This is a genomic window from Achromobacter sp. SX5 (assembly GCF_056711425.1).
On sequence record NZ_CM160041.1, the window covers coordinates 507368 to 521461 of the forward strand.

General features: G+C 68.5%; 11 protein-coding genes. 10 read left to right on the forward strand and 1 reads right to left on the reverse strand.

Translation table 11 applies throughout. The features are described from left to right. Positions 1-156: 156 nt before the first annotated feature. From AC1M14_RS02395 to AC1M14_RS02430, 8 genes are all read left to right on the forward strand, one after another. The gene (locus AC1M14_RS02395; protein ID WP_102773331.1) at positions 157-1347 is read left to right on the forward strand and encodes an amino acid ABC transporter permease; all 1191 of its coding nucleotides are present in this window, start codon (positions 157-159) and stop codon (positions 1345-1347) included. A gap of 1 nt (position 1348) precedes the next feature. Then, a complete protein-coding gene (locus AC1M14_RS02400; RefSeq protein ID WP_479730885.1) occupies positions 1349-2449 on the forward strand; it encodes an amino acid ABC transporter permease in 1101 nt (366 codons plus the stop codon). A gap of 60 nt (positions 2450-2509) precedes the next feature. Further along, positions 2510-3250: an amino acid ABC transporter ATP-binding protein gene (locus AC1M14_RS02405; protein ID WP_102773333.1), complete on the forward strand. Its 741-nt coding sequence runs from the start codon at positions 2510-2512 to the stop codon at positions 3248-3250. A gap of 204 nt (positions 3251-3454) precedes the next feature. Then, complete coding sequence (locus tag AC1M14_RS02410) at positions 3455-5071, forward strand: acyl-CoA carboxylase subunit beta (protein ID WP_111826032.1); 1617 nt, start codon at positions 3455-3457, stop codon at positions 5069-5071. Positions 5072-5083: 12 nt separating this feature from the next. Beyond that, positions 5084-6253 (forward strand): acyl-CoA dehydrogenase family protein, encoded by a 1170-nt coding sequence (locus tag AC1M14_RS02415; protein ID WP_102773335.1) that lies wholly within the window; start codon positions 5084-5086, stop codon positions 6251-6253. A gap of 18 nt (positions 6254-6271) precedes the next feature. Beyond that, the gene (locus tag AC1M14_RS02420; RefSeq protein ID WP_479730886.1) at positions 6272-8236 is read left to right on the forward strand and encodes an acetyl/propionyl/methylcrotonyl-CoA carboxylase subunit alpha; all 1965 of its coding nucleotides are present in this window, start codon (positions 6272-6274) and stop codon (positions 8234-8236) included. Further along, on the forward strand, positions 8233-10044 hold the full coding sequence (locus AC1M14_RS02425; protein WP_479730887.1) for an acyclic terpene utilization AtuA family protein: 1812 nt from the start codon (positions 8233-8235) through the stop codon (positions 10042-10044). Before AC1M14_RS02420 ends, AC1M14_RS02425 begins: the two co-directional genes overlap by 4 nt. A gap of 30 nt (positions 10045-10074) precedes the next feature. Continuing rightward, complete coding sequence (locus tag AC1M14_RS02430) at positions 10075-11049, forward strand: Bug family tripartite tricarboxylate transporter substrate binding protein (RefSeq protein WP_102773338.1); 975 nt, start codon at positions 10075-10077, stop codon at positions 11047-11049. An 8-nt stretch (positions 11050-11057) separates the two neighbouring features. Here the strand turns inward: AC1M14_RS02430 and AC1M14_RS02435 are convergent, their stop codons facing one another. Further along, positions 11058-11906, reverse strand: a complete 849-nt coding sequence (locus AC1M14_RS02435) for a LysR family transcriptional regulator (RefSeq protein ID WP_479730888.1) — start codon at positions 11904-11906, stop codon at positions 11058-11060. 95 nt (positions 11907-12001) lie between these two features. On the opposite strand from AC1M14_RS02435, the gene AC1M14_RS02440 reads away from it, so the two are divergent. After that, a complete protein-coding gene (locus AC1M14_RS02440) occupies positions 12002-13222 on the forward strand; it encodes a CaiB/BaiF CoA transferase family protein (RefSeq protein ID WP_111826029.1) in 1221 nt (406 codons plus the stop codon). Positions 13223-13235: 13 nt separating this feature from the next. Continuing rightward, positions 13236-14090, forward strand: a complete 855-nt coding sequence (locus AC1M14_RS02445; RefSeq protein WP_479730889.1) for an enoyl-CoA hydratase/isomerase family protein — start codon at positions 13236-13238, stop codon at positions 14088-14090. The last annotated feature ends 4 nt before the right edge of the window (positions 14091-14094 follow it).

Consider the following 14094-nt stretch of genomic DNA (forward strand, 5'->3'; position numbering starts at 1 on the left):
GCTGCCTGTTAAAACGGAGCCTGGCGCTCCGTTTTGCCTGGGGCCCGTTGACACCGGATGGAGCGTCGCACGGGCCCTGGCCCGCCTAGGGCGGGTGGCAGGAGTGGGTGGCGGGGTCTGGCCCCGCCGCCAGTTGTTCGACTTCTGTAGATGCATATGACGACTCCCGAAAAAAACGCCTCGCTGGCGGCTCCGCCGCGGCGCCTGAACTGGAACGACCCCGGCGTGCGCTCCGTGGTCTATCAGGTGGTGGCGCTGGCCGCGGTCGCCTGGGCCGTGTGGTTCCTGGTTTCAAACACGCTTCACAACCTGTCGGTGCGCAACATCGCCACGGGTTTCGGCTTCCTGGGCCGCGAAGCCGGCTTCGCCATCGGCGAAACCCCCATCAACTACAGCCCCGCCGACACCTATGGCCGCGCCATCCTGGTCGGCCTGCTCAACACGCTGCGCGTGGCCGTCATCGGCATCGTGCTGGCGACCATACTCGGCACCCTGATCGGCATCGGCCGCCTGTCCAAGAACTGGCTGGTCTCCAAGGTCACCTCGGTCTACGTCGAGGTGATGCGCAACATTCCGCTGCTGCTGCAGCTGTTCTTCTGGTACGCGCTCATCACGGAAAACATGCCGGGTCCGCGCCAGGCGCACAGCCCGCTGCCGGGCGTGTTCATCTCCAACCGCGGCCTGAAAGTGCCGGCGCTGGAAGGCAACTCGCTGGACTGGATGCTGGGCGGACTGGGCCTGGCCATCATCGCCATCATCGTGCTGGGCCACTGGGGCAGAAAGCGCCAGGAGGCCACCGGCCACGTGTTTCCGCTGGGCCGCGCCGCCATCGGCCTGCTGATCGGCCTGCCCATCGTCGGCTGGCTGGTCAGCGGCGCGTCGCTGACGCTGGACATGCCGGAGCTCAAGGGCTTTAACTTCTCGGGCGGCCTGACGCTGTCGCCGGAATTCGCCGCGCTGCTGGCCGGCCTGGTGATCTACACCTCGGCCTTCATCGCCGAAGTGGTGCGCTCCGGCATCCAGGCGGTGAGCAACGGCCAGTGGGAAGCCGCGGGTTCGCTGGGGCTGCGCCGCAAGCAGGTGCTGCGTCTGGTGGTGCTGCCGCAGGCGCTGCGCGTCATCATTCCGCCGATGACCAGCCAGTACCTGAACCTGACCAAGAACAGCTCGCTGGCGGTGGCCATCGGCTACCCGGACATCGTGTCGGTGGTCAACACCACGCTGAACCAGACCGGGCAGGCCATCGAGGGCATCCTGATCATCATGGCCGCGTACCTCACGGTCAGCCTGTCGATCTCGATATTCATGAACTGGTACAACAAGCGCATCGCGCTGGTGGAGCGTTGATATGAGCAGCACTACGCATACCCCCAGCGACGCCCTGCCGCCGCCCAGCTCGCACGTGGGCCCCTGGGCCTGGCTCAAGACGCGGCTGTTCTCGTCGCCGCTGAACATCCTCATCACGGTGCTGCTGGCGTGGTTCCTGCTGATGGCGGTGCCGGCGCTGGTCGAGTGGGCCTTCATCAAGGCCGACTTCAACGCCGCCACCGCCCAGGAATGCCGCGCCTCGGGCGGCGCATGCTGGGCCTTCATCGTCGAGAAGCACCGGCTGATCCTGTTCGGCACCTATCCGTTCGACGAACAGTGGCGTCCGCTGATCGCGACCATCATCCTGGTGGCGGTGATCGTCTGCAGCGGCATGCGCCGCTTCTGGAACTGGACGCTCGCCGTCATCTGGGTGGTGGGCCTGACGGCCGTGGCCATCCTGATGTGGGGCGGGGTGCTGGGCCTGACCTACGTGGAGAACGCACGCTGGGGCGGCCTGCCGCTCACGCTGATCCTGTCCACGTTCGGCATCGCCTTCGCGTTTCCCATCGGCGTGCTGCTGGCCCTGGGCCGGCGCTCGAAGATGCCGGCCATCAAGGCGCTGTGCGTCGTGTACATCGAGCTGATCCGCGGCGTGCCGCTGATCAGCCTGCTGTTCATGTCCTCGGTGATGCTGCCGCTGTTCCTGCCGGAAGGCTTTTCCATCGACAAGCTGCTGCGCGCCCAGATCGCCATCATCATGTTCGCCGCCGCCTACATCGCGGAGACCGTGCGCGGCGGCCTGCAGGCGATTCCGAAAGGGCAGTACGAAGGCGCCGACTCGCTGGGCCTGAGCTACTGGCAGCAGATGCGCAAGATCATCCTGCCGCAGGCGCTGAAGATCGTGATCCCCCCGCTGGTCAGCATCTTCATCGCGCTGTTCAAGGATACGTCGCTGGTGGTGATCATCGGCATCTTCGACCTGACGCTGGCGGCCAAGGCGGCCCTGTCGGACGCGGCATGGCGCGGTTTCGGGGTAGAGGCGTACCTGTTCATTTCGCTCATCTACTTCGTATTCTGCTTTTCCATGTCCAAATACAGCCAAGCGCTGGAGAAACGCCTGGCCACCGGCCACGCACGCTAGCAACTTGCCGCGCGTCCGCCGCAGGCGGGCGCGCCCAGCGATATCTACGGGAGTACAGGCATGTCCAATGCCATCATCAGCCTGCAGGACGTGAATAAGTGGTACGGCCAGTTCCACGTGCTGCGCAACATCAACCTGGAAGTGGCGCCAGGAGAACGCATCGTGGTCTGCGGGCCGTCCGGCTCGGGCAAGTCCACCATGATCCGCTGCATCAACCGCCTGGAAGAGCACCAGAAGGGCCACATCATCGTGGACGGCACGGAGCTCACCAACGACCTCAAGCACATCGAGACCATCCGCAAGGACGTCGGCATGGTGTTCCAGCACTTCAACCTGTTCCCGCACCTGACGGTGCTGGAGAACCTGACGCTGGGACCCATGTGGGTGCTGAAAAAGCCGCGCGCCGAGGCCGAGGCCACGGCCATGAAGTACCTGGAACGCGTGCGCATCCCGGAACAGGCCACCAAGTTCCCCGGCCAGCTCTCGGGCGGCCAGCAGCAGCGCGTGGCGATCGCGCGCTCGCTGTGCATGAACCCCAAGATCATGCTGTTCGACGAGCCCACCTCGGCGCTGGACCCGGAAATGGTCAAGGAAGTGCTGGACGTGATGGTCAGCCTGGCCCAGGAAAGCGGCATGACCATGATCTGCGTGACCCACGAAATGGGCTTCGCGCGCAAGGTCGCCAACCGCGTCATCTTCATGGACCGCGGCGAGATCATCGAGCAGAACAGCCCCGACGAGTTCTTCGACAACCCGCAGAACGAACGGACCAAGCTGTTCCTGAGCCAGATTCTGCACTGATCGTCTTTCCGGACGTCCACCGACCCGCCGCCAGGCGGGTTTTTCTTTGCCTGACCCTTATTCCCCGGCCTGGATCACATAAGCGATTCTTAAGTGTCGGCGGACGAGTTCTTGATTGTGCGCGCCGCGCGTGTAGCCCATCATAGGTTCACGCTGCCGGTCCGCCCGCAGCCTCCCGGAACTCGACATAAGGTGTCTGCAACCATGGCCGATCTGGAATCCCGACTCGACAGGCAGTCCCCCGCCTACCAGCGCAATCGCGAGCAGATGCTGGCGCTGCTGTCAGAACTGGCGCAACTGGAGCAGCGGGCGGTGGAGCGGTCGGCGCAGGCCGCGCCGGCGTTCCGCAAGCGCGGCAAGCTGCTGCCGCGGGAGCGCCTGGCGGCGTTGCTCGACGCCGGCCGCCCGTTCCTGGAACTGATGAAGCTGGCGGGCTATTGCGGCATCGAGAATCCGGACCCCGCCACCAGCGTGCCGGGCGCCGCCATCATCGCCGGCGTGGGCGAGGTCTGCGGCGTGCGGTGCATGATCGTGGTCAACGACTCCGGCATCAGCGCCGGCGCCATGCAGGCCATGACGGCCCAGAAGGTGATGCGCTGCCAGGAGATCGCGCTGGCCAACCGGCTGCCCTTCATCCAGCTGGTCGAGAGCGCCGGCGGCAACCTGAAGAAGTACCGGGCCGAGCGCTTCGTTCACGGCGGCGGCATGTTCTACAACCTGGCGAAGCTGTCGGCCGCCGGGATTCCGGTGATCTCGCTGGTGCACGGGTCTTCGACCGCGGGCGGCGCCTATCTGCCCGGCCTGTCCGACTACGTCGTCATGGTGCGCAACCAGGCCCATGCCTTCCTGGCCGGCCCGGCCTTGCTGCAGGCCGCGACCGGAGAGGTGGCCACGGAGGAAGAGCTGGGCGGGGCGGCGATGCATGCGTCGGTGTCGGGCCTGGCCGATTATGTGGCCGAGAACGACCGCGAGGCCATACTGCAGGTGCGGGACATCGTGCGCGCCTTCGGTTGGGCGGAAACGGAGCAGGACCGCCCCGAGGTTCCGCCCCGGCACGACGTCCAGGACCTGCTGGGCATCATGCCGGCCGACTACCGGGTGCCGGTGGAGATGCGCGAAGTGATCGCGCGCCTGACAGACGGCTCGGACTTCCACGAGTTCAAGCGCGACTACGGGCCGGCCACGGTGTGCGGCTATGGCGTGCTGCACGGCACGCCCATCGGGCTGCTGACCAACAACGGTCCGCTCGACACGGCCGGTTCGGCCAAGGCCGCGCAGTTCATACAACTGTGCTCGCAGCTGGGCAGGCCCATCGTGTTCCTGCAGAACATCACGGGGTTCGTGGTGGGGCGCGCGCACGAAGAGGCGGGCATGATCAAGCACGGCGCCAAGCTCATCCAGGCGCTGTCCAACGCCGGCGTGCCCCGTCTGACCGTGCTCTGCGGCGCCTCGTTCGGCGCCGGCAACTATGGCATGTGCGGGCGCGCATTCAAGCCGGACTTCCTGTTTTCCTGGCCGAACGCGCGCACCGCCGTCATGGGCGGCGAGCAGGCGGCGATGACCATGCGGCGGGTGGCCGAGAACAGCGCCAGGCGCGCCGGCGCCGAGCCGGACCTTGCCGCGCTGGAAGCGGAAAGCCGGGAAATCGTGCAGACCTTCGATTTGCAGTCCAGCGCCGTGCACACCAGCAGCCTGCTGCTGGACGACGGCGTGATCGACCCGCGCGCCACCCGGGACGTACTGGGAGTGGCGCTGGCCGCATGCACGCGGTCGGCAAAACGCGACGTTCATCCGATCCAGTTCGGCGTCGCCAGATTCTAACGAGGAGATTCCATGTTTACCCACGAGCACATCGCGTTGCAGGACGGCGTACGCCAGTTGATCGACAAAGAGATCAATCCCTATCTGGACCAGTGGGAAGAAGCGGAGATTTTTCCTGCCCATGAAGTGTTCAAGAAGCTGGGCAAGGCGGGATACCTGGGCGTGAACAAGCCCGTCGAATTCGGCGGGATGGGGCTGGACTACTCCTATGAGATCGCGTTCTGCGAGGCGATAGGCTCGGTGCGCGCCGGCGGCGTCGGCATGGCGATCGCCGTGCAGACCGACATGGCCACGCCCGCGCTTGCGCGCTTCGGCAACGATGCGGTGCGCGAGCAGTTCCTGCAGCCGTCCATCGCGGGAGACTACGTGGCCTGCCTGGGCGTGTCCGAAACCGGGGCGGGCTCGGACGTCGCGTCGCTGAAGACCACCGCGCGCAAGGACGGCGACGACTACGTCATCAGCGGCTCCAAGATGTGGATAACCAACGCCACGCAGGCGGACTGGATGTGCCTGCTCGCCAATACCAGCGACGACAAGCCACACCGGAACAAATCGCTGATCTGCCTGCCGCTCAAGCAGGACAACGGCAAGCCCGTGCCCGGCGTCACCATGAACAAGATCAAGAAGGTGGGCATGTGGTCCTCGGACACCGCGCAGGTGTTCTTCGATGAAGTGCGCGTGCCGCAGCGCTACCGCATCGGCGAAGAGGGCATGGGCTTCACCTACCAGATGCGCCAGTTCCAGGAAGAGCGCCTGAGCGGCGCGACGCGGCGCGTGACCGCCCTGACCGACGTGATCAACGACACGATCGACTACACGCGCCAGCGCCAGGTCTTCGGCAAGCCGCTGCTGGACAACCAGGCCGTGCATTTCCGGCTGGCGGAGCTGAAGACCGAGGTCGAAATGCTGCGCGCCATGGTTTACCGCGCGGCGCGCGTGCACATGGAAGGCGGCGACATGACGGAGCTGGCGTCGATGGCCAAGCTCAAGGCGGGCCGCCTGTGCCGCGAGGTCACGGACTCCTGCCTGCAGTACTGGGGCGGCATGGGCTTCACCTGGGAGAACGCGGTCTCGCGCGCCTGGCGCGACCTGCGCCTGATCTCCATCGGCGGCGGCGCCGACGAGATCATGCTCACCATCATTTGCAAGCACATGGGCATCCTGCCCGCGCGCGCGGCCTGAGGCCGCAGGGGTGGACAGATGAGATTCGATACCTTGCTCGTCGCCAACCGGGGCGAAATCGCGCTGCGGGTGATCCGGGCGGCGCGCGCCCAGGGCCTGCGCACGGTCGCGGTGTACTCGGACGCGGACGCGGAATCGCGCCACGTGCGCGAGGCCGACATGGCGGTGCACATCGGCGCGGCGCCGGCCCACGCCAGCTATCGCAACGTGGAGGCCCTGCTGCGCGCCTGCGCGCTGAGCGGCGCGCAGGCGGTGCATCCCGGCTATGGTTTTCTGTCCGAGAACGCGGCGTTCGCCCGCGCCGTGACGCAAGCCGGCCTGACCTTCGTGGGGCCGTCGGCCGAGGTCATCGACCTGATGGGCAACAAGGCGCGCGCCAAGGAGGCGCTGCGGCACGCCGACGTGCCGACCGTGCCCGGCGCGCAAGGCCTGAGCGACGACAGGGAACTGGCGGCGCGCGCCCGCGCCATAGGCTATCCGGTGCTGCTGAAGGCGGCCGCCGGCGGCGGCGGACGCGGCATGCGGCTGGCCCGGGACGAAGCAGAACTGGCGCAGGCGCTGCCGCTGGCCCGCTCCGAAGCGCTGGGGGCGTTCGGCTCGGACGAGCTGATCCTGGAGAAGGCCATTCTCGGGGCGCGCCACGTCGAGATCCAGGTGCTGTGCGACGAACACGGCAATGCCCTGCATCTGGGCGAACGGGATTGCTCGCTGCAGCGGCGCTACCAGAAGCTGGTGGAGGAAAGCCCGTCGCCGGCGGTGTCGCCGGCGCTGCGCGAGCGCATGGGCGCGGTGGCGGTGCGCGCATGCCAGGCGATCGGCTATGTGGGCGCGGGCACGCTGGAATTCCTGGTGGACGCGGCGGGCGACTTCTACTTCATGGAGATGAACACCCGGCTGCAGGTCGAGCATGGCGTGACCGAACTGGTCACCGGCATAGACCTGGTGCAATGGCAGCTCAGGGTGGCCCAGGGCGAGCCGCTGGGCCTGCGGCAGGAGGACGTGCGCAGCCGCGGCCACGCGATGGAGCTGCGCGTCTGCGCGGAAGACCCGGCCGCGGGCTTCGTGCCGCAGGTCGGCACGGTGCTCAGGTGGGTGGAACCTCCCGGCCTGCGCGTCGATACGGCGCTGGAGGACGGGCTGGAGATCACGCCGCACTATGACTCGATGCTGGCCAAGTACCTGGCATGGGGCGAAACGCGGGAGGAATGCATCCGCAAGCTGATGCGGGCCTGCGAGGCCGGCGGCCTGCTGGGGGTCCGGTCGAACCTGCATTTCCTGGCGCGCGCCATCGATCATCCGGAATTCCGCGACGGCGGCGTGACGACAGGTTTTCTGGCCGGCCAGGACATGACGTCCGGGCATTGGCGCGCGCAGCCTTCCGAGCATGCGCTGGCCGCCGCGGCGCTGGCGCTGGCCGGATGGCCGGCGGCGCACGCCCGTCCCTATCTTGCGGCGCAGGGCGAGGTGGCGCTGGACGACGCCTCGGACGGGGCGTCGAGGCTGCTGCGCATTTCGCAGCAGGCCGATGGCGGCCTGTCGGTGGATGCGTGGGAGGGGCACGTCGCCGAAGGCGAATGCAGGCGGGTCCGGATCGAGGCCGCGCATCGGCGCGGCGACGATCTTGCCCTGGTCGTGGGCGGTCTGCGACGCAGCCTGCGCGTGGCCATGGAAGGGGCGGACGCGGCCTGGGTGCAGGACGGCGCAAGCGTCTGGCGCTTCCTGCGGGCCACGCGCTTCGCCGGCCGCGACGACGGGCAGGCCGGGCAGGCGCGGACGCTGCGCGCGCCGATGAGCGGAAGGGTGATCGGCGTCGAGGTCCGCGACGGCGACAGCGTGACGGCGCAGCAGACCGTGCTGGTGCTGGAGTCCATGAAGATGGAAATGTCGATCGCCGCGGGGGCGGCGGGCATCGTGGCAAGGGTGGCCGTCGCCGCGGGCGACCAGGTCAGCACCGGACAGGTATTGATGGAGGTGCAGCAATGAGCGCGAACCACAACCCGGCCGGCCAGCGCCGGCCCAAGAGCCCCGTGCACGTCGGGTGCGCATCGGGATTCTGGGGCGACTCCCAGATCGCGATTCCGCAACTGCTCACCGCGGAAAAGCTGGACTACATCGTCTTCGACTATCTGGCGGAAACGACCATGTCCCTGCTGCAGCGGGCGCGCATGCGCAGTCCCGAGCTGGGTTATGCGACCGACTTCGTCAGCGTGCTGCGCCCGCACCTGAAAACACTGCTGGAGCGCGGCGTGCGGCTGGTGTCGAACGCCGGCGGCCTGAACCCCGAGGCATGCCGCGACGCCATCCTGGCCTATGCCCGGGAACAAGGCCTGGCGCCGCGCATCGCCGTCGTCACCGGCGACGACGTGACCGCGCTGCAGGCCGAATTCACCGATGCGCAGGGCCGCCACCTGCCCGACCTGGACGGCTTCGGGCCGCTGCTGTCGGCCAACGCCTATCTGGGCGCCTATCCCATTGTCCAGGCGCTGGCCCTGGACGCGGACATCGTGATCACGGGCCGCGCCGTGGACAGCGCCTGCGCGCTGGCCGTGGCGATACACGAGTTCGACTGGACCGCTTCGGACTACGACAAGCTGGCGCAGGCCAGCCTGGCGGGCCACCTGATCGAATGCGGTCCGCAGGCGACCGGCGGACTCTTCACCGACTGGGAGACGGTGCCGGACTGGGCCAATATCGGCTATCCGATAGTGGTGCTGGACCGGGACGGCGGGTTCGATCTGACCAAGCCGCCGGCGACCGGCGGCCTCGTGAGCCGGGCCACGGTCGCCGAGCAGCTGCTGTACGAGATCGGCGATCCGTCCGCGTACGAGCTGCCCGACGTGATCTGCGACCTGCGGCAGGTTTGCATCCGCGAGACAGGGCCGGACCGCGTGCGCGTCGAGGGCGCGCGCGGGCGGGCGCCGTCCACCCGGTACAAGATCACCGCGACGGGCCACGCCGGCTACCAGATCGGCATCATGATGGCGATCCGCGGGCAGCGGGCGCGCGCGAAAGCGCTGCGCACGGCCGACGAGCTGCTGCGGCGCACGCGCAGGCTGCTCGCGGCCAACGGCATGCCCGACTACATCTCGACCGTGGTGGAGCTGCTGGGGGCGGAAGCCATGTACGGCGGCAATGCGCGCGAGAACGACAGCCGCGAGGTGATCTTGCGCATCGCCGCGTCGCACGCCGAGCGCAGAGGCCTGGAATTCCTGCAGAAGGAGTCCGCGTCGGCCGGCACCTCGATGGGGCCGGGCACGCGCAGCCACTTCGGCGGCCGCGCCGATATCCAGGCCATCATCAAGACGGGATCGTTCTACATCGCCAAGCAGTGCGTGCCGATCTGGCTGGACTGCGGCGACGTGCATGCCGAGGTCGCCGTGCCGGACAACGGCGAGGACCGTCCCGTCGCCGCGTCCGGTACGCAGCCGGCGGCTGCGCCGGCGCCGGCAGGCGCGAACAGCGTGCGGGTGCCGCTGGCCCGGCTCGCCTACGCCCGCAGCGGCGACAAGGGCGACGATTCGAACATCGGCGTGATCGCGCGCCGCGAGGCTTACTGGCCCGTGCTGCTGCGCGAGCTGACCGCCGAACGGGTGCGCGAGTACTTCAGCCATCTGGTCCAGGGCGAAGTGTCGCGCTTCGAGCTTCCGGGAACGGGGGCGGTGAACTTCGTGCTGCGGCGCGCGCTGGGAGGCGGCGGTTCGTCCAGCCTGCGCTCGGACCCCTTGGGCAAGTCGTACGCCCAGATGCTGCTGGACCTGGAGATTCCTTGTCCCGGCGAAATCCTGCAATAGCGGGAGCCAGAGAGTGGGAGGAGACTACAAATGGAACAGACCCGCAGGGCATTCATCCAACTGGCCGGAGCCGGCGCGCTGCTGGCGGTTTGCGGCGGCGCGCGTGCGCAGGCGCTGGACCGGACCGTGCACGTGACCGTGGCCTACGGCGCGGGCGGCGCCACCGACACCATCATCCGCTACGTCGCGGACAGGATACGGGACCAGGTGGGCAGCCCCATCATCATCGAGAACCGGCCCGGGGCCGACGGCAATATCGCGGCCGAGTATGTATTGCGGCAGGGCGGCGACGGCTACAACCTGCTGGTGTCCGGGCCGTCCACGCACGCGGCCAACGCCAGCATCTACAAGTCCCTGGCCTACGACCCCGAGCGCGACTTCACGCCGCTGACGACGCTGGCCACCACGCCGTACTTCCTGGTGGTTAACCCGCAGCGCGTCAAGGCGCAGACCCTGCAGGCCTTCATCGCGGACGCGCGGGCTTCCAAGGGCAGCCTGAGCTTCGCCAGCGCCAACGTCGGCGGCCGCATCGCCGGCGAGCGCTTTCGCGCGATGGCCGGCCTCAATGCGGTGAACATTCCGTATCGCGCCAGCACGCAGGCCATGACCGACCTGCTGGGCGGCCAGTACGACTTCTATTTTTGCGACGCCGTGACCGCCAGCCCGCAGTTGCGCGCCGGCAAGATCCGCGCCCTGGCGGTGTCGACCGCCGAGCGCGTGCCCGCCTTTCCGGACGTGCCGACCGTGGCGGAGCTCGGCTACCCGGGCTTCGACGTGTCGTCGTGGATCGCGATCTGGGCCGCCGCCTCCACGCCGCCGGCGGTCGCGCAGCGCCTGGCGGCCTGGATCAACGGCGCGCTCGACAACCCGGAAGGCCGCCGCTTCCTGACCGACCGCGCGCTGGTCCCGCAGCCGGGATCGCCCGAGGATCTGCGCGCGATCCAGCGGCGGGACACGGTGGAGTGGGGCAAGGTGATCGTGGCCGCCGGCATGCAGCAGCGCTAGGCAACCGGTCAGGACGGGACGAAGAGTTCGCTGAGCTTGCGGGCGCCGTCGGAGGTGTCCCCCGCGCGCATGTAGAGGTGGTAGCTGGCCGAAGGCAGGGCGGGCAGGCCGAGCTCTTCACCCACCACTTTGAGGCCGGGCGTGAGCATCTCGATAGTGCGCGGCGTGATGCCCAGGCCGGCCCGCAAGGCGGCGCGCACGCCGGCCAGCGTGGGCGTCTGGAAGGCATTGCGCCAGGGGCGGTTCTCCTGTTCCAGGCGGTTGAGCGCCATGCGACGGAAGACGCAGGGCGCGTCCACCAGCACCAGAGGCAAGGGGAGGTTTTGTTGATGATGGAAATGCGTGCCCGAAATCCAGACGACGGGCGAGGTCCGAAACGTGATGCGGGGAAACTCGTCGAACTGTTCGAGTTCCAGCAGCAGGTCGATGTCGCCGCGGCGCAGCGCCGAGGCCAGCCAGCGACTGCGATTGACCTGAATCTCGATGCGCATGCCGGGGTAGGTGCGCGCGCACAGCGCCAGATAGTCGGGCAGGATCGTGTCCACGGCGTCGGCGCAGACGCCGATGCGCGTGGGCGCGGCGAAGACGCTCTGGTTCATCGCGCGGCAGGTCTCGTCGTTCAGCGCCAGCATGCGCCGCGCGTACTCGCGCAGGCGCACGCCCTGTTCGGTGAGGCGCTTGTGCCGTCCCACGCGCACCAGCAGCTTGCAGTCCAGCAGCCGTTCGAGCCGCTGCATCTGTTGCGAGACGGCGGCCTGGGTGCGGAATACCTGGTCGGCCGCGCCCGCGAAATTCTCGCGGTCGGCCACCGCCAGGAAGGTCCTGAGCAAGCCTATGTCCAGATCGCGCACCGCCATGAGATTTCCTTATGTGCCAGTGTACGCAGACGATTATCCGGGGCGCCGGGCGTCGGGCACAAGCCCAGCCTTTCCCCCAATCCAGGGAGACTGCCGTGAATGCCTTCATCGATCCGAATCCTTTGCACGAGGTCTATGAGGGCCTGCACGTGCTCGACCTGTCGCAGGGCATCGCAGGCCCTTATTGCGCGCAGATCCTGGGCCAGATGGGCGCGCAGGTGACGAAAGTGGAGCCCTTGCACGGAGACTGGGGACGCAGCATGGGCGTGCCGCGCGGCGGCTTCAGCGCCATTGCGCTGGCTTTCAACCGGGGCAAGCGCAGCCTGGCGCTGGACGCGCAAACCGATGCCGGACGCGAGGTGCTGCACAGGCTGGCGGCGCGCGCCGACGTCGTGGTGCAGAGCTTCCGTCCCGGCGTGGCGGACCGGCTGGGCCTGGGCTATGCGACGCTGCGCGACCTCAATCCGCGCCTGGTCTATGCCTCGATCTCGGGATTCGGCCTGTCGGGACCGTATGCCGACCGCCCGGGCACCGATTCCGTCGTGCAGGCGCTGACCGGCCTGACCACGGCGAACTGCGACGGCGCGGGGCTGCCCCAGCGGGTCAAGCCGTTCATCGGCGACCTGTCCTGCGGCGTCTACACCGCCAATGCGATCGGGGGCGCCTTGTTCGCGCGCGAGCGCGGACAATCCGGCCGGCACATCGACGTCAGCCTGCTGGCCACCATGGCGGCGCTGCAGAACAGCTCGCTCATCGACCACGCATTGCGCCGCGGCGAGCCGGCCACCAGCGTCACCTATCCCCAGGGGATCTTCAGCACGCAGGACGGCTATGTGCTGGTGTTCGCCATGAACAACGCCATGTTCGCGGCCATCTGCCGCGTGATCGGGCGCGACGACTGGCTGACGGACCCGCGCATGGACACGCCGCAGCGCCGCATACAGGTCGGCGACGAGATCAACGCGGGGGTGGCGCAGATCCTGCGCACGCGTTCCACCGCCTACTGGACCCAGTGCTTCCGCGACAACGACATCCTGTATGGCGAGGTCAAGGACTACGACCAGTTCCAGGAAGACGAGCAGGTGCGGCACCTGGGCCTGGTGCAGACCCTGAGCCAGCCCGGCCTGGGCGACGTGCCCTTCGTCGGCCTGCCGGGCGTGCATCCCGCGAGCGGTTCGGCCGGCGGGCGGGTGCCGGCGGTGGGCGAGGACACGCAGGCCGTGCTGCGGGAACTGGATTACTCGCCGGCCGACATCCGCGCGCTGGCGCAGCAGGGGATTATTCAACCGGCGGCGCAGGCCGCCGCAGCGCACTGAAGGAGCCGTACACATGAACCTGGCGCAATCTAACGGGGCGGCCGACGCGCCGCTGCTCACCCGGCGCGACGGCGCGGTTTTTCACCTGACCCTGAACCGGCCCGAGACGCGCAATCCGCTGGGCGGCGAAATGGTCGAGCGGCTGGAGGACGCGCTCGGCCAGGCCGAAGCCGACCCGGCCGTGAGGGTCGTGGCGATCGGCGCGGCGGGGCCGGCGTTCAGCGCCGGCGGCAACCTGGGCAACGTCGCGGACCGGATCGCTGCGCGTCCCGACGCCGACGGACAGGACCCGGTGGCGCTGGGCAACCGGCGCTATGGACGCTTCCTGGAACGCTTCGCCGGCTGCTCCAAGATCACCGTGGTGCTGGCGCAGGGGGCGGCCATGGGCGGCGGCGCGGGCCTGGTCTGCGCCGCCGATATCGCCGCCGGCTTGCGCGGGGCGCGCTTCGGCTTTCCCGAAGTCTCGATCGGCCTGGTGCCGGCGCAGATCCTGCCGTTCGTCGCGGCCCGCATCGGCGTGCAGGCGGCCCGCCGGATGATGCTGACCGGCGAGCGCATCGACGCCGATGCGGCGCGCGCCATCGGCCTGCTCGACTACGTTTTCGATGCCGGGCAGGACTGGGAGGAGGGCGTGGCCGGCATGCTGCGGCGCTGCGTGGACGCCGCGCCCCGCGCCGCCGGGCAGACCAAGCGGATGCTGCGGGGACTGTTCGGCCAGCAGCGCTGGCACGAGGAAGAACTGGGCGCCTATCTGGATTCGGCGTCGCAGTGTTTCGCCAGCCAGCTGCGCAGCGAGGCGATCGAGGGAATCGCGGCGGCCAAGGCCAGGCGGCGGCCGGATTGGGACGCGGCGCCGTCGGTTTCCTGACGCT

Bases quoted from the DNA above. Each gene is read 5' to 3' on its own strand.
- AC1M14_RS02400 (WP_479730885.1), top strand. From the start codon at position 1,349: ATGAGCAGCACTACGCATACCCCCAGCGACGCCCTGCCGCCGCCCAGC.
- AC1M14_RS02405 (WP_102773333.1), top strand. From the start codon at position 2,510: ATGTCCAATGCCATCATCAGCCTGCAGGACGTGAATAAGTGGTACGGC.
- AC1M14_RS02435 (WP_479730888.1), bottom strand. From the start codon at position 11,906: ATGGCGGTGCGCGATCTGGACATAGGCTTGCTCAGGACCTTCCTGGCG.
- AC1M14_RS02395 (WP_102773331.1), top strand. From the start codon at position 157: ATGACGACTCCCGAAAAAAACGCCTCGCTGGCGGCTCCGCCGCGGCGC.
- AC1M14_RS02430 (WP_102773338.1), top strand. From the start codon at position 10,075: ATGGAACAGACCCGCAGGGCATTCATCCAACTGGCCGGAGCCGGCGCG.
- AC1M14_RS02425 (WP_479730887.1), top strand. From the start codon at position 8,233: ATGAGCGCGAACCACAACCCGGCCGGCCAGCGCCGGCCCAAGAGCCCC.
- AC1M14_RS02420 (WP_479730886.1), top strand. From the start codon at position 6,272: ATGAGATTCGATACCTTGCTCGTCGCCAACCGGGGCGAAATCGCGCTG.
- AC1M14_RS02445 (WP_479730889.1), top strand. From the start codon at position 13,236: ATGAACCTGGCGCAATCTAACGGGGCGGCCGACGCGCCGCTGCTCACC.
- AC1M14_RS02410 (WP_111826032.1), top strand. From the start codon at position 3,455: ATGGCCGATCTGGAATCCCGACTCGACAGGCAGTCCCCCGCCTACCAG.
- AC1M14_RS02415 (WP_102773335.1), top strand. From the start codon at position 5,084: ATGTTTACCCACGAGCACATCGCGTTGCAGGACGGCGTACGCCAGTTG.